Origin of the sequence: Rhodococcus sp. IEGM 1409, from assembly GCF_030056735.1 — a bacterium.
Classification (GTDB): domain Bacteria; phylum Actinomycetota; class Actinomycetes; order Mycobacteriales; family Mycobacteriaceae; genus Rhodococcus_F.
In genome coordinates this window covers 263,825-277,680 of sequence record NZ_JASHKN010000007.1, presented here as the reverse complement: position 1 = coordinate 277,680, position 13,856 = coordinate 263,825, and the positions used below count along the sequence as shown (strand labels likewise).

The 13,856-nt window shown below is 62.7% G+C and carries 15 protein-coding genes and 2 pseudogenes; 8 read left to right on the top strand and 9 right to left on the bottom strand.

The window, feature by feature from the left end; all coding sequences use genetic code 11:
- Window positions 1-25: 25 nt before the first annotated feature.
- Window positions 26-1,216, bottom strand: a complete 1,191-nt coding sequence (locus QM716_RS19780) for a lipid-transfer protein (RefSeq protein ID WP_283305772.1) — start codon at window positions 1,214-1,216, stop codon at window positions 26-28.
- Between the two features lie 102 nt (window positions 1,217-1,318).
- Between QM716_RS19780 and QM716_RS19775 the strand changes: the two genes are divergently transcribed.
- A complete protein-coding gene (locus QM716_RS19775) occupies window positions 1,319-2,002 on the top strand; it encodes a TetR/AcrR family transcriptional regulator (RefSeq protein WP_283305771.1) in 684 nt (227 codons plus the stop codon).
- Window positions 1,999-2,550, top strand: a complete 552-nt coding sequence (locus tag QM716_RS19770) for a GNAT family N-acetyltransferase (protein WP_283305769.1) — start codon at window positions 1,999-2,001, stop codon at window positions 2,548-2,550. Before QM716_RS19775 ends, QM716_RS19770 begins: the two co-directional genes overlap by 4 nt.
- Here QM716_RS19770 and QM716_RS19765 read toward each other — a convergent pair.
- From QM716_RS19765 to QM716_RS19755, 3 genes are read right to left on the bottom strand one after another with little or no spacing between them, the layout of a single operon-like run.
- Complete coding sequence (locus tag QM716_RS19765; protein WP_283305768.1) at window positions 2,528-3,985, bottom strand: HNH endonuclease signature motif containing protein; 1,458 nt, start codon at window positions 3,983-3,985, stop codon at window positions 2,528-2,530. The two genes, QM716_RS19770 and QM716_RS19765, sit on opposite strands and share 23 nt — an antisense overlap.
- A 35-nt stretch (window positions 3,986-4,020) precedes the next feature.
- On the bottom strand, window positions 4,021-4,671 hold the full coding sequence (locus QM716_RS19760) for a DUF6308 family protein (protein ID WP_283305767.1): 651 nt from the start codon (window positions 4,669-4,671) through the stop codon (window positions 4,021-4,023).
- Window positions 4,664-5,254, bottom strand: coding sequence for a hypothetical protein (locus QM716_RS19755; protein WP_283305766.1), 591 nt, complete (start codon window positions 5,252-5,254; stop codon window positions 4,664-4,666). The genes QM716_RS19760 and QM716_RS19755 overlap by 8 nt, the downstream gene beginning before the upstream one ends.
- A 158-nt stretch (window positions 5,255-5,412) precedes the next feature.
- Here QM716_RS19755 and QM716_RS19750 point away from each other — a divergent pair, with 158 nt between their 5' ends.
- A complete protein-coding gene (locus QM716_RS19750) occupies window positions 5,413-6,180 on the top strand; it encodes an SDR family NAD(P)-dependent oxidoreductase (protein ID WP_019746337.1) in 768 nt (255 codons plus the stop codon).
- Between the two features lie 51 nt (window positions 6,181-6,231).
- Here QM716_RS19750 and QM716_RS19745 read toward each other — a convergent pair whose 3' ends face one another.
- The 5 genes and pseudogenes from QM716_RS19745 to QM716_RS19725 all read right to left on the bottom strand — a co-directional run bounded on the left by QM716_RS19745 (window position 6,232) and on the right by QM716_RS19725 (window position 10,308).
- Complete coding sequence (locus QM716_RS19745) at window positions 6,232-7,125, bottom strand: putative bifunctional diguanylate cyclase/phosphodiesterase (RefSeq protein ID WP_283305825.1); 894 nt, start codon at window positions 7,123-7,125, stop codon at window positions 6,232-6,234.
- A 12-nt stretch (window positions 7,126-7,137) separates the two neighbouring features.
- A pseudogene (locus QM716_RS19740) lies at window positions 7,138-7,236 on the bottom strand (hypothetical protein); the annotation flags it as partial.
- Window positions 7,237-7,340: 104 nt separating this feature from the next.
- Window positions 7,341-7,466, bottom strand: a pseudogene (locus QM716_RS19735) (diguanylate cyclase domain-containing protein); the annotation flags it as partial.
- The gene (locus tag QM716_RS19730) at window positions 7,424-8,611 is read right to left on the bottom strand and encodes a GGDEF domain-containing protein (RefSeq protein ID WP_283305764.1); all 1,188 of its coding nucleotides are present in this window, start codon (window positions 8,609-8,611) and stop codon (window positions 7,424-7,426) included. The pseudogene QM716_RS19735 and the gene QM716_RS19730, both read right to left, overlap by 43 nt.
- 140 nt (window positions 8,612-8,751) lie before the next feature.
- Window positions 8,752-10,308, bottom strand: coding sequence for a TM0106 family RecB-like putative nuclease (locus QM716_RS19725; RefSeq protein WP_283305824.1), 1,557 nt, complete (start codon window positions 10,306-10,308; stop codon window positions 8,752-8,754).
- A gap of 124 nt (window positions 10,309-10,432) precedes the next feature.
- Between QM716_RS19725 and QM716_RS19720 the strand changes: the two genes are divergently transcribed.
- The 5 genes from QM716_RS19720 to QM716_RS19700 are packed head-to-tail and all read left to right on the top strand — an operon-like array spanning window position 10,433 to window position 13,789.
- Window positions 10,433-11,086: a DUF6474 family protein gene (locus QM716_RS19720; RefSeq protein WP_283305763.1), complete on the top strand. Its 654-nt coding sequence runs from the start codon at window positions 10,433-10,435 to the stop codon at window positions 11,084-11,086.
- 14 nt (window positions 11,087-11,100) lie between these two features.
- Window positions 11,101-11,616, top strand: a complete 516-nt coding sequence (locus tag QM716_RS19715; protein WP_283305762.1) for a hypothetical protein — start codon at window positions 11,101-11,103, stop codon at window positions 11,614-11,616.
- 52 nt (window positions 11,617-11,668) lie between these two features.
- Window positions 11,669-12,325 carry a YcnI family copper-binding membrane protein gene (locus QM716_RS19710; RefSeq protein ID WP_283305761.1) on the top strand — a complete coding sequence of 219 codons (657 nt, stop codon included), beginning with the start codon at window positions 11,669-11,671 and terminating at the stop codon, window positions 12,323-12,325.
- On the top strand, window positions 12,325-12,843 hold the full coding sequence (locus QM716_RS19705) for a copper resistance CopC family protein (protein WP_283305760.1): 519 nt from the start codon (window positions 12,325-12,327) through the stop codon (window positions 12,841-12,843). Before QM716_RS19710 ends, QM716_RS19705 begins: the two co-directional genes overlap by 1 nt.
- A gap of 4 nt (window positions 12,844-12,847) precedes the next feature.
- The gene (locus QM716_RS19700) at window positions 12,848-13,789 is read left to right on the top strand and encodes a CopD family protein (protein WP_283305758.1); all 942 of its coding nucleotides are present in this window, start codon (window positions 12,848-12,850) and stop codon (window positions 13,787-13,789) included.
- Window positions 13,790-13,856 lie beyond the last annotated feature (67 nt).

Here is a 13,856-nt window from a genome sequence, read left to right as displayed (position 1 = left end):
GTAGCTAGCGGGTTGAGGGTGTGATTCAGCGTGCGTAGGGCTTGTATGCGGTCACGACAACTGCGCCGCCGAGGCCGATGTTGTGCTGGAGAGCAACCTTCGCGCCGTCGACCTGACGCTTGTCGGCGGTTCCGCGAAGCTGCCAGGTGAGTTCGGCGCACTGCGCGAGACCCGTCGCTCCGAGGGGGTGACCCTTCGAGATGAGGCCACCGGACGGGTTGACCACCCAGCGTCCGCCGTAGGTGGTGTCGTCGGCGTCGACAAGCTTGCCGCCGTCACCTTCGGCGCACAGCCCGAGCGCCTCGTAGGTCAGCAACTCGTTGGTGGAGAAGCAGTCGTGGAGTTCGATGACGTCGACGTCGTCGGCGGTGATGCCGGCCTGCGCGTATACCTTCTCAGCGGCCTTACGAGTCATGTCTGCGCCGACGAGGCTGATGGCGCTCTTGTCCTCGAAAGTGCTGTTCATGTCGGTGACCATGGCCTGTCCGACGATCTCGACCGCCTGAGCGGCAAGTCCGTGCTTCTCGACAAATGCTTCGCTGGCGATGATGGCCGCGCCGGATCCGTCCGAGGTAGGCGAGCATTGAAGCTTGGTCAGCGGTCCGTGGATCTGACGCGCCTCGAGGATCTGTTCGAGGGTGTACTCGTCCTGGAACTGGGCGTACGGGTTGTTCAGAGAGTGCTTGTGGTTCTTGACGGCGATCTTGGCGAACTGCTCCGCGGTGGTTCCGAAGCGTTCCATGTGCTCGAGGCCGGCCGCTCCGAACATGTACGGGGCGGGCGGCATCGCGAATTCCTGCAGCTCGGCGAGAGCGAGGAGGTGCCGCATGAGTGGCTGTTCGCGGTCGTCGTAGGTGGATCCGAGCGACCCGGACTGCATCTTCTCGAAGCCCAGCGCCAATGCGCAGTCGGCCTGACCGCTCTTGACTGCCTGCGCGGCGAGGTAGAGCGCGGTCGATCCCGTCGAACAGTTGTTGTTGACGTTGACGATGGGGATACCTGTCAGACCCAGCTCGTAGACAGCCCGCTGACCTGCGGTGGACTCGCCGTAGACGTAGCCGACGTATGCCTGCTCGACCTCGGAGTAGTCGATACCTGCGTCTTCGAGCGCCTTGGTACCCGACTCGCGTGCCATGTCGGGGTAGTCCCACTCGCGGGATCCCGGCTTCTCGAACTTCGTCATGCCGACGCCGACGACAAAAACCCTGTTACTCATTGCCACTCCTGAAGAGAACGGTATCTGTGTGTGACACGCTGTCCCACCAAAGTATGTGAGACATCTTGTCCAGTCAATGGCGGGGTGAGTATCGTTCGATTTATGACAAAAACAGCCGAGTCGGCGCAGCCCGACGGGCGCAGCACTCGCTGGAACGATCACAAGGAGCAGCGCAAAGCGCGGATCCTCGACGCAGCCCTCGACGCAGTCGACGAAGGTGGCGCCGACGTCGGCGTCCAACAAATCGCCGAGCGCGCCGACGTCCCCCGTTCCGTTGTCTACCGGATCTTCAAGGATCGAGCCGACCTCGACGAGCAGCTGCGAGTCCGCATCCTGGAGATGATGATGACCGACCTGACCCCCACCCTCACGCCCCAGGGCACCGTCGGCGAGGCCATCTCGCGGGCCGTCGACACGTACCTTCGCTGGATTGTGAAATACCCACGACTGCACCACTTTTTAGGCAAGGGCTCCCCGAGCACCCGGGCTACCGGTTCGAAAGTGGTGACCGGAACGAAGACAGCCATCGCCGTCCAGTTGGGAAACCTGTTGGGCGCGATTCTCGCCAGCCGCGGCAAACCGTCGAAGATGGGGGAGCCGTTGGCTTTCGGCGTGATCGGCTTGGTCGACGTCAGCGTGAACCGTTGGCTCAGCCAACCGGGTTCCGACGTGACCAGCACGGAATTCGCCGAATTCCTCGAACGCTCCATCTGGCAGGTTCTCGACGGCAATCTCCGGAGCATCGGCGTCGACATAACGCTGTCGACCCCGATCGCCGACCTGTGACAGTCACCGAAATACCCTGGACACTCGACGGACGCGGACTTCAACTGATCCGCGTCCCATCACCAGTCCTCCACGCATTGGGTGACGATGACGCTACTCTCGCAATGGAACTCGCACCCGAAATCCTGACCCCCTATCTCCTCGGCGAGGAATGCCAGGGCTTATGGCGCTACCGGAGCAAGCAGATATCTGAGAACCCTCACGACAGCGCTTGGATCACCCGCATCGCCGTGGACACGCGGACGTCGACGCCGGTGGGGTTGGCCGGATTTCACGGCCGCCCAGACGCGCGTGGAATGGTCGAGATGGGATATCGCATCGACCCGGCGTTTCGACGACAGGGCTACGCACGAACCGCCCTCGAGATACTTCTCGACGTCGCGAGTCGCGAATCCGAAGTACACATCGTTCGCGCGACCATCAGTCCGGACAACATTGCATCGCGAAATCTGATCAGCCAGTACGGTTTCAACGAAGTCGGTGAGCAGTGGGACGAAGAAGACGGTCTGGAGATCATCTTCGAAGTCAGCGCCCCTCCGGAACCGTGACGGCCGTCAACCCGCTGGTGCTGTCGGTCCAGTGAATGGCACGATCCTCCAGCATTACCGGCGTCCACAGCCTGTATGTCTTCACCTGATGGTGATGACGACACAGGCACTGGAGGTTGCCCGCGATGGTCCACCCACCACGTCTCGGATCGGATGGATCAAATTCGGTGATGTGGTCGAGTTGGCACCGGTTCGCGGGCACCGAACAGCCAGGGAATCGGCAGTGACCGTCGACGGCCCGAACCAACGCGGCCAGTGCCGCTCCCGGAGCATAGGTCAGCGCACCGGGAGATGGATCGGGCTGGGCGCCATGCCCATCCGATCTTCGAACTATGTCCGGTGCTTTCGCCACCTTCAGTTGCATTGCCCGAATTCGATCTCCGCAGCCGTTCGGTTCGCGGCTCGGGCGATCAGGCCGGGTGACAGGCGGAAGGACAATCGGAGCATGTTGTCGACGTGGTCGATTCCCGGCGGCCTGGGCGCGGAAATCTACAAACAGAGCCTGCCAGGTGGAATCAGCAGCAAGTTCGCGAGCAAAATCAGGATCGATCGGTCCGTACCCGTCGATGCTCGCGGGATCTGACGTCAATCCGAGGAGCGTCGCCAGATCACACACGATGTGCAACAACGGCTTCCGACGTGAGGACGTAGCTGATTGGGCTTCCGTGGATGCAGCCTCGCACGTTTCGCTGCCACACTGGCAACGAAGCCCGTTCTCACCGTGCAGGAGAGCGACCAGCGCATCGGCCCTACGGGTCGAGACATTTCGCGGATCGCTAGTGCAGACACTTCCGGCGGCGTCGTTGATCAGGCCAAGCGCCTCGACGGCCTCGTTAGCACTGAGAGTTGCCTGCAACTGCGCGAGCCCGTGACGGTCGGCACGCGTGCGAACATCGCGGTGTTCCAGCATCTTCCGTCGACGTTCGGCGGCAGCGTCCGGATCGTAGGCAAAGAGCTGACGTTCGATGTCGCGCTCCAGCTGCCCGGGAGGAAGACGGTGCGCCGAGGCAAGTACCCGGCGCTCGAGTGCTGCGATCGCCTCGGGGTCGGCCCCGGTGAGTCCGTCGACAATCTTGCGCACACGCGCATAGTCCAGCTCGCCGGCGGCGAAGGCGGCCTTGGTGAGCGGAAGGAACTCGCGCAGGGCGTCACCGATCTCGATGTGGACTTCGGCAGTACGACGTGAACATGTAAGCATGACCGCGATCTCGTTGCATGCGATCCGCCACGCCTTGTCGACATCACCGGACACGTCGAGTTCGGCATTGAATCTCGACTCCGACAACATGGATGCGCCGAGCACCTTCTGCGCGGCAAGCATGTTCTCACTCTGCGCCGTGGCAAAGAGCATGTCCGGCAGCACGAGTGGATCTACGACAGGACGGCCGTCATCGACGGATGTGCCCACACCGCCCGTCAATCCATTATCGAACATACATTCGATACTAGACCCACCTACCGACAAGAAAGCTAGAGCGCCGGTTTGTATCCCTTCCCCTGCATCCACGCCAGCACGTCCAACACCCTGATGACCGGAACGGATTCGCCGAGTCCTGCACGTGCACGTAGGTCGAGGAGTCGACTATGCAACTCGTCTTCCCGCACGGCTGCGCGAACGGGCTCCAGGTGGGCCGACTTCGTTCCCAATTCTCGACCGATGACGTCGTCGTAGATCGGATAGAACCTCGGACGCTTGCGGGCGATGAGCTTGGACGCCATGGTGCGTCCGACGCCGTGAATCTCTCGAAGCGCCGTCTCCAAACACCACACCGGAGATTCCGGGGTGAAAGGGTCGGGTTCGTTCGACAGATCGCGATCCGGCCCGACGTCGGCCAGAAGGCGGTTCAATTCGGCGTTGTTCTCGCCGAGCAGGAAGAAGGCTCCCTGAGCCGGAACCTGCACCGCCAAAAGCGTCACCGCAACAAGGTCTTCCGCGGTGAAGATGTTTGCATCACGATCGCGATTGCCACTGGGATCCCAGGAATCCCACAGTGCGCCGGTTCGCAGATAACCCGTCTTGCGGAGCGGTCGCGTGAAGTATTCCTCCAACACGTCGAGCGCGCCGGAATCGTCCCCGTCACGCAGCACACGCGGGAGGCGGATGGGCAACTGATCAACCATGGTCGAGCGACCTTTCCAATACATACTTGGCAAATCCGGAGTTGTGATATTGCCGGAAAGGCCCTTTGCCCTTGGCAACAAGATGCTCCGCGAGTGGACGAACCGTCGTCACGTCGACCGGCAGTAGGGCAAACTGCTCCAACGCATCCGAGTCCTCGAGACTGCAGTCGATCACGGTCCCGTCGCCGTCGGCTGACGCCAATTCCGTGCGCCTGATGGCGACCAGATCGTGCTTGGCATCGAGTTCTTCGATGCTGCAGCCGGTTCGCGATTCCAATGCCGAACTGGATACGTACACGGACATGACGTGCTCGATCGGCTCACCGCGGACAAGATGGCACTCGACGCTCAGAATCTCCATCGGACCGATGTTGAGTGTGAACAATCGATGGCGCTCCGCCGATCGATTGGTCGAAGGCAGGCAACTGATCGTCCACTGTTCGATCTCGACGTCAGCCGGAGCGTCGAATGCGTAGGAGAGGATCTCCGCGATCAGCTCGGCCAGATCCTCGAAGAGCGGGTCGCGCTGCAACCGCTCGAAATTCTCGACAGAAGCGGCGGGACGCACAGGCGCCTTGCTCACGCAGGTCCCCTCTCGTCCGGTGCTTTGCTCTCAGACCTCGCGTCCAAGGTACCCAGCCCGTCGCAGGTCTCGCGCGTTCGCCCTCACATACACCCTCGCGTTATGGTTCTCGACACGTACCACCGCCTTACCGATCGCTAACTCGAGGAGCACACGAAGTGGAAATCAAGGGAACCGCAGCACTGGTCACCGGAGCGGCATCAGGCCTAGGCGCCGCAACAGCCAAGCGCCTCGCCGACGCCGGCGCTACCGTCTTCGGCCTGGATCTGCCCGCGTCGATCGAGCGCGCAGGCGACAACGTCCCCGCCGGCGTCACCCTCATCCCCACCGACGTGACCAGCGGCGAAGAGGTAGAAGCAGCGATCAACCAGATCGTCGAGTCGGGCTCCCCGCTGCGCATCGTCGTCAACTGTGCCGGTGTCGGCTGGGCCGGACGCATCCTGTCCAAGAAGGGACCGCACGACCTCGAACTGTTCCGCACGGTCATCACCGTCAACCTGCTCGGCACCTTCAACGTCATGCGCCTGGCCGCCGACGCTATCTCGAAGACCGAGGCTGTCGACGAGTCGGGCCAGCGTGGCGTTGTCATCAACACCGCTTCCGTTGCCGCCTTCGAAGGACAGATCGGCCAGATCGCCTACTCCGCATCCAAGGGCGGCGTGCACGGCATGACTGTTCCGGCTGCCCGTGACCTCGCGCAGTTCGGCATCCGCGTCAATACGATCGCTCCCGGCATCATCGACACCCCGATGCTCGCGGGCGTCACCGACGAGTACCGCAAGGGCCTCGAAGCCGGCGTCCCGTTCCCGTCACGCCTGGGTCAGCCGTCCGAGTACGCACAGCTCGCTCAGATGATCGTCGAGCACGACTACCTCAACGGCGAGACCATCCGCATGGACGGCGCTCTCCGTATGGCTCCGCGCTAGAGATCGAATAGCAAGGGCCGCTGCAGATTTCTTGCAGCGGCCCTTCGCTCGTCAGTGTCCGTCCCGCGTACTGGCGCCGCCGAACGAATGCACGAACTCGCCCGATGCCTGGACGGCAGCGGACAAGTACTGGGCAACGTGCACGGCCGGCTGAGGCCTGCTGATGTAGAAACCCTGGATCACTTCACACCCGGCGTCGCGCAGCAGTTGCAACTGCTCCGCCGTTTCCACCCCCTCCGCCAGCGACTGCATGCCCAGCGCCTTGGCAACCTCTACCACCGACTTCACCACTGCCGAGTCGTCGTCGTTCCACTCGGCGATGAACGACTTGTCGATCTTGAGGATGTCCAACGGCAGTTTCTTCAAGCTCTCGAATGACGAATAGCCCGTTCCGAAGTCGTCCAGGGAAATGGCAATTCCCACGGAACGAAGCTGTTCCAGTTCTTCGATCTCCAACTCGTCCACAGCACCGGTCTCGGTGATTTCGAGTTGGAGGCGTCTGCTCGGCAGCCCAGATATTTCCAACGCCGCCAAGACAGCCGAACCGAACCCGGACGAAACCAATTGCGTTGGCGAGACATTGACAGCGACAAAGATATCCGAGGACCAACGCATCGCCTCGTCGCATGCCATCTGCAGTACCTGAATGCCGAGTGGAACTATCAAGCCGGTTTCCTCGGCTACACCGATGAACTGGTCCGGTGACAGCAAACCTCGTGTCGGATGATTCCACCGCACCAACGCCTCGAAACCGATGATTCGACCGGACGCGGCCAGTACCTGGGGCTGGAAGTACAGTTCGAACTCCCGCGAGTCGATTGCCTGACCAAGCTCCTGCAACGCAGAAGCTCGCTGGTTCGCCTGAGCCCGCAACGAAGGAGAAAATCGTCCGACACGACGCTTTCCCGCGGCCTTCGCTTCGTACAGAGCCAGGTCGGCGAACATCACCAGGGTATCAACGTCAGTCGAGTCGGAAGGCGCAGTGCAATACCCGACGGTCGCATGTATTTCGATCCGATTTCCGTTGATGTGAAACGGATCCCGTAAGGCTTGCATGCAGCGCTCGAATACCGCTCCCCTATCGCCCCGCCCCTGGCCCATGCCGTCGCGTCGCGTCGACGCACGATCAACCCGAATTCGTCGCCACCGATCCGCGCGCACATCGAACCTTCGAGGGCTCGGCTCAGTCTCGCTGCGACCTGAATCAACAGCTTGTCGCCGACCGGATGTCCGAGCGTGTCGTTCACCGATTTGAAGTTGTCCAGATCGAGAATTCCGACATACACCTGAGCCCCTCCCTGACGGACTCGACGGCGGATTGCAGTTCCGAACCGAATGATCGCCTGTTCGGCAACCCGGTCAAAGCGTCCGTTGCAGCCAGCCACAGTATCCGCTGCTCGTACTTGTACCTTTCGGTGATGTCGGAACCCACCCCGCGCCAACCCAGCAGCAGATTATCTGCCGAAAGCCTCGGATTCCCCGACAGGGACCACCATAGATCGGCCCCAGCCACCCGCACCGGCACCGCGATGTCGCGAAACGGAAGCACTCCCTCCAAGTGTCCGCTGATCCTGGCAATCGCATCGCGGCCGACCGCGGATTTCTGAACCTCGAGCCGGCCCAGAATTGCCTCTACCGGACGTTCGCGCAAGTCCGCCAGGGGAATTCCGGTGACCTGCGCCAGCCGAGGTGAAGCGTGGGACAGCTTGCGGTCAACGTCGATTTCCCACAGCCAGTCCCGCGCCCCGCCTTCGAAATCGTCGAGAAGCAGTTCGACTGTTTGACGTTCGGCTGCCGCAGCAAATTCGGCCAGACAACGGCTTCGGAACGTCGACGACAGGTAGACGACACTGATCGAAAGGGCCACCGAATAGGTGACGAGCTGAAAGGACAGGACCAGGTACCCGACAGTCCATTGGGGCACGATGACAATCAGAAGCCCGATGCTGTGCACCCAAATCCAGGTCAATCCCAGGGAGCGAAGGGTCGACAGTGCAACAGAGCCGGCGCCCATCACTCCGGCGATCGAGGAAATCAGCACAAGTTTCCGGGAGCTGTCGATCACGGGAAGCATGGCCGCAGCAAATACGGTGAGCAGCACACCGAGAACAACAGTCTCGGCCATCATTATCCAGTAGTCGTGCGAGGTCGAGCGTTTCGGAGAGTACCTGTCCCGCTGCATCACACGGGGCATCCACATGCGCACTGAATTGAGAATTACTACCAGGGCCACAGTGCCCCACACCAATTGGAATTTCCCATGCCCCGGAGGGACAACGTAGACGAGCAACGCAATCGTGCTGAAGACGTTGGTCAAATTCGCGAGTGGCGACACGGTCGACACTTGAAGTATTTGGCGAGCAAACAGGTCTCGCCGCTCGAGTTCCGACAGATCCGCGTCGGTTCTCAATGCAGCTAACCTGCTCAGCATTCGGTATGCCTCCCGCGCACGCAAAGCCGACGTCAATGTGACTCAGTGTCGCAGACAGGCCGACAATTGCAACCGAAGAAGCCCCTATTGCTCACTTAATTCAGACATTTGGGCGATTCAGGGCTGAAAATATCAAGTCCTCAGAGTTCGGATGCGAGTGGAACTTCCTTCTCCGCGCGGTCCGTCATCCACTCACGAAGAACCTTGGTGGCGATGACGTCGTCCTCGTTGTACTGCAGGATGCGTGTCCGTTGCGTCTCGTCCGGCTCACCGTCGTAGCCGACCGCCTCGCGGTACCACGCCATCGACGCTTCACCACCCGCTTCGGCGTCACGCCAGTTGAACCCGGCGACGGGGGCAATCTTCTTGAGTCCCTTACCGTTTGGGCAAATGAACTGATCACTCACCGCTTGATAGATGTCGACCCACTGTGGACTGTCGATGAACTCGCGGATCTCGTCCTTGCTCGGAATCCCGGGTTCACCGGCAAACCTACGTGCCGAGTCCAACAACCACTTGTCCTCGGCCGAACGCGAATAGCAGTATGCAGCAAAGGTTTTGCCCGAAGCCGCGGCCGCGGCGCGCTCCGCCGTCAGCCAACCCCAGAACTCCGCGAACGACCGCGCCTCGTCACGCGTCGGCAACGGATCCCACGTCGCAAATCCTCGATACATCGAGAAGCCACCGACATTGAGCAACGTTCCCCACAGGTATGCGCCGTGCTCCTGATAGCTCTCCATGTCGACGTCGATCTCGATGTCCGCCCGAGTCACCGAGATCTTCTCGAACCGCCGCACCAACGGAGCATCCACCAACCACGCCTTGGCGATCACGACTGCGTCGTCGAAATTTCCGTGCGGCCAATCCTCGAGCGGCTCACCTTCCCAGGCGGCCAGCTGATCGATCGTGTTGCAGCCGACGTCGCGCAGAAGCTCGGCTCGCGATCCGACAGCCACGAGGCTGACGTCGCGGTTGCGGACCAACTCCTGCTTGCATTCGGTCCACCACGGGCACGATTTGCACTCGCTCACCTGTGAAGGAGACGTCAGCACCTCACCGCGGGCAACAGCGATACGGTCGGCGAAACGCTCGTCGTAATCGTCGAGAATGGCGCTGAGGTCGTGGACGAGGATGCAGTCTCCGTTGTATCCGATCGCGCCTGCCGTCAGCGACGGGCTCGCCAGCCCGCGACGCTCGAGCATCCGGTAGACCTGCGCGACACGCATCTGATCGCGGACCTGACTGCGGACCTTGCGTTTGGGATCGACCGCTGGCTCCCATTCGAAGAGCCCCGAGGTGATCGCGCCCTGGCCGGGATCGGTCACCTTGTGATTGACGACGATGACGGGGATGTACCCGCCGCCCTCGTCGTCACGGATGAGCATTTCGCATCGGCCTTTGCGGCCGGTATCGCGCTCGACCGGCAAGACCGCGCCCCAGATCCGGTCCGCGCCGGCCTCACAGGCAGCCAGAGTGTCGCGAGCCTGAGCCGACGCCGATTGATCGGGGTTGATCTTCACCCAACGCTCGGGAGCAGCACCGATCACCAGGTCGGCGATCTCCGCGCGCTTCGCGATCGCGGCATCCTGGCGCTGCTTCACTCCGGTGTCGACGGGTTCCGAAGCCGATTTCCCGGGAAACAACCCGTCCAGACGCACCCGATGGCGGCATCGGGTCAACGCCCCCGAATCGATGATCGGGAGCTGGGGCGCGGGGTTGTTAACGGAACACACGATGACGAAGATTATGTGCTCCCCTAGGCTGAAGCCGAAGCGCAGGTACCTGGCAACACACAAACACCTGGAAACGGGGTCCTTTTCGATGGGGTTGTTCAAGAAGCGAAAGTCTCGTGCCACCCGCAAGGCGGAGGCAAAGGCTCTCAAGCACAAGGCTGAGGTCGAGGCGAAGCTCAACGCCAAGAGCCAGCGTAAGCGCGACAAGGTCGAGACCAAGTCGCTCAAGAAGCTGGAGAAAGCCGAGATCGAGTCACAGCACAAGATCGAAAAGGCGCAGATCGCGACCCTGAAGGCGCAGGAGAAAGCGGCTGCGAATCAGGGCCTGACCGTCGCCAAGGTGCGTAAGTACCTGGGTGTGGCACGTCTGCTTGCCCCGGTTCTCCTGCCGATCGCCTACCGTGCGGCAACGGCTGTGCGCGCCCAGCTCGACACCACGCGCGCACAGAAGATGGGCATCGCCGTCGACCAGCTCGGTGACTACACCGGTCACGGCGCGAAGTTGAGCGCTCGTATCGCCGGTGCCGAGAGCTCGGTCACCGAGATCCTCAGCCGCAAGCCCGACGACGCGGAGACGCAGCGTTTCGCCGCCTCCATCCGTGAGCGCCTCGGCGACCTCAGCACGGCAGTTCGCGCTGCGGAGCAGATGCCGCAGGCACGCCGCAAAGCAGCTCACCAGGCGATTTCTTCCGAACTCGACGGCGTCGAAGCAGATCTGCTCGCACGTCTCGGCGTCCGCTAGACCTGAGAAGAACAGTGAGAGCAGCCGAGCAGACCGCGACCCTCCGGGGGATATCTGTCGGTTCCGCTTCGGCTGCTCTCGCTGTCGCCGCGCACGGGATCGGCGGAGGCGAGCTGCCACAGTCGTCGTCGCTGACCCTGTTGCTCGCCGTCTGCGCAACCGTCGGCGCCGTGACGGCCACCCTTCCCGCCTTCTCTCGGGGGCCCGCTGCCCTGATCCTGGCTCTGGGCCTGGGTCAGCTGGCCGCGCACACCACCATGACGCTCTCCGAGCACGCTCATTCGCCCGCTCCGGGATTGGTGATGCTCGGTGCTCATGCCGGTGCCACCGTCGCCTGTGCGGTGGCGGTCCTGGCCGCCGAGCGCCTCTACCGCGTTGTCACCCACGCTTTACACGTCGTCCTGGCGTCCCTGGCTCCCGCCGCCGTCACTTCCCGCGGCCACACCGTCTCGACCGGAATCCATCACGGACCCGTCGACGCTCTTCTTCGCGCCAGCATCTCGCGGCGCGGTCCTCCTGCACTGGTCTGAAGATTCGTAGAACTCCCCAGCCCTTCACCAAACCAAGAGGACACTTCCCGACATGAAGAACACCCTGATTTCGCGTGCGGTTGTCACGACCGTCGCTACCGGCAGCGCCGTGCTGCTGGCCGCCGGAATTGCTTCAGCACACGTCAGCGTCGTCGCACCAGGAGCTACGCAGGGCGGATACTCCGTTCTCACGTTCCGTGTGCCCACCGAATCCGACACCGCTTCGACCACCAAGCTGACGGTGGCGCTCCCCGACCTCAAGTCGGCACGTACCGAACCGTTGCCCGGCTGGACCGCCGTCGTGGAGAAGGACCCCACCTCGTTGGTCGCCAAGTCCGTGACGTGGACGGCCGACCCCGGCGTCGGAATCGCACCCGGCCAGTTCCAGCAGTTCGTCCTTTCCGCCGGCCCACTGCCGGAGCAGGAAGAGGTCGAGTTCAAGGCCGTCCAGACTTACAGCGACGGCAACGTCGTCAACTGGGATCAGGAAGAACTTGCCGACGGCAGTGAGCCGGACAAGCCCGCACCGACGCTGAGTCTCGCCGCGTCCACCGGTGACGCCCACGGAGCGCCTGCTGCCGAGACTTCCGCTGCATCCGAATCTTCTTCGTCGGACAACACTGCTCGCTGGCTCGGCGGCGTCGGCCTGGTGCTCGGCGCTCTCGGCGCAGCACTCGGCCTCGGCGCACTGGTCAGGAGCAAGCGCTGATGAGTACCCGGATCAAGGTCATCGCCGTCGGCATGCTCGCGATGCTGGCCACGATGCTCGGAATGGGCACTGCAAGTGCACACTCCGCGGTGGTCGGCTCCAACCCGGAAAACGGTGCGTCCGTTCAAGTTGCGCCTGACAAGGTTTCGGTCACGTTCAACGAGGCCCTGCAGGCGCAGTTCGCGGCACTGACCGTCACCGGTCCCGACGGCAACCTCTGGACCAAGAGCGATCCGTCTGTCGAAGGTCCCACTGTCAGTGCAGACCTCGGCGATCTCGGACCGACCGGCGTCTACACCATCGCGTACCGCGTCACTTCCGCCGACGGCCACCCCGTCAACGGAACCCTGACCTTCACCCTCACCGAAGCGGGGTCGGGAACTCCCGGCGCTGCCGCCGCGTCGAGCACGGGTGAGTCGGAGTCCGGCAGCATGCCGGTGTGGATCTTCATCGTCGCCGGCGTCGTCGTATTCGGCGGTGCGCTGTTCTTCGTGCTCCGTAAGCCGAAGTCGAGCTGATCGCGTGACGGGTACGGCAAACAGGTGGTGGTTGCTGTTTGCCGTACCCACAGCTCTGCTGGGAGTCCTGATCGCCTGGGGCCTCGCGAGCCCGTCAGGACCCGAATCGTCGAGCACTGTCCGCGTTCTCGCAATCGGATGCGGCTCGTTGACACTGGGTATCGCGACGCTCGGCTGGATGGGCCGCGGTGAACGCCGCCCGGCAACAACCCCCGCTGTCATGTGGACCCAGCTCACCGCGGCGGCGGCGGTCTGGCTCGTTGCCGAGATCACGCTCCTCGTACTCAATGCCGCAGCGGCAGACGGCGCCCCGGTCGCCTCGCTGACCATCGGGCACTTCGGCGCTTTCGTCTCGGAGGTCAATGTCGGCCGCGTCGGTGTCGCGATCATCGCGTGCGCGTTTGCCGTCGTCTGCTACGGCGTCTACGGATTCACCAATCCCGAGACCGTTCCCGTCGCACCGGCATTGGTCGTCTCCGCGTTGGCCCTCGCTGCCCGCCCGATCACCGGCCACATGGCCCAGCAGAGCTTCGGATCGATCCTCGACGCCGTTCACGTCCTCGCTTCGGCCTTGTGGTTCGGCGTGCTCGCCGCACTCGCGCTTGCCGCACCGTCGCGCGGTGCGTGGGCGCTCTGGTTGCCCAAGTACTCCGCCCTCGCCTGGCGCTGCGTCCTCGCGTTGGTCGTCACCGGTATCGTCAACGCCGTCGTGCGACTCGACTCGCTCTCCGCCTTCTACGACACCGCATACGGCCGAGTGATCCTCGCCAAGATCGTGGCGATCTCACTACTCGTCGCACTGGGGTGGTGGTGGCGTCGGACGTGGGTAGTCGCGAGTGCGGCACACCGCATGAGCGCGGACGGATCCCTGCGCCGCGCCATCGGTGAAGTTGTCTTCATGGCCATCGCTTTCGGGCTCGCCGCAGCCCTTGCGACAACTGCGTAAGACATGCCGTAGCGCAAGATTTCGCGACCCGCACATTTAACGTTTCACGTCGAGATTTAACCTCTAC

What these genes read in the sequence shown, in the direction of transcription:
- QM716_RS19780 (WP_283305772.1), bottom strand. Translation starts at nt 1,216, where the DNA reads ATGAGTAACAGGGTTTTTGTCGTCGGCGTCGGCATGACGAAGTTCGAG.
- QM716_RS19775 (WP_283305771.1), top strand. Translation starts at nt 1,319, where the DNA reads ATGACAAAAACAGCCGAGTCGGCGCAGCCCGACGGGCGCAGCACTCGC.
- QM716_RS19765 (WP_283305768.1), bottom strand. Translation starts at nt 3,985, where the DNA reads ATGTTCGATAATGGATTGACGGGCGGTGTGGGCACATCCGTCGATGAC.
- QM716_RS19760 (WP_283305767.1), bottom strand. Translation starts at nt 4,671, where the DNA reads ATGGTTGATCAGTTGCCCATCCGCCTCCCGCGTGTGCTGCGTGACGGG.
- QM716_RS19745 (WP_283305825.1), bottom strand. Translation starts at nt 7,125, where the DNA reads ATGTTCGCCGACCTGGCTCTGTACGAAGCGAAGGCCGCGGGAAAGCGT.
- QM716_RS19730 (WP_283305764.1), bottom strand. Translation starts at nt 8,611, where the DNA reads ATGCTGAGCAGGTTAGCTGCATTGAGAACCGACGCGGATCTGTCGGAA.
- QM716_RS19720 (WP_283305763.1), top strand. Translation starts at nt 10,433, where the DNA reads ATGGGGTTGTTCAAGAAGCGAAAGTCTCGTGCCACCCGCAAGGCGGAG.
- QM716_RS19710 (WP_283305761.1), top strand. Translation starts at nt 11,669, where the DNA reads ATGAAGAACACCCTGATTTCGCGTGCGGTTGTCACGACCGTCGCTACC.
- QM716_RS19705 (WP_283305760.1), top strand. Translation starts at nt 12,325, where the DNA reads ATGAGTACCCGGATCAAGGTCATCGCCGTCGGCATGCTCGCGATGCTG.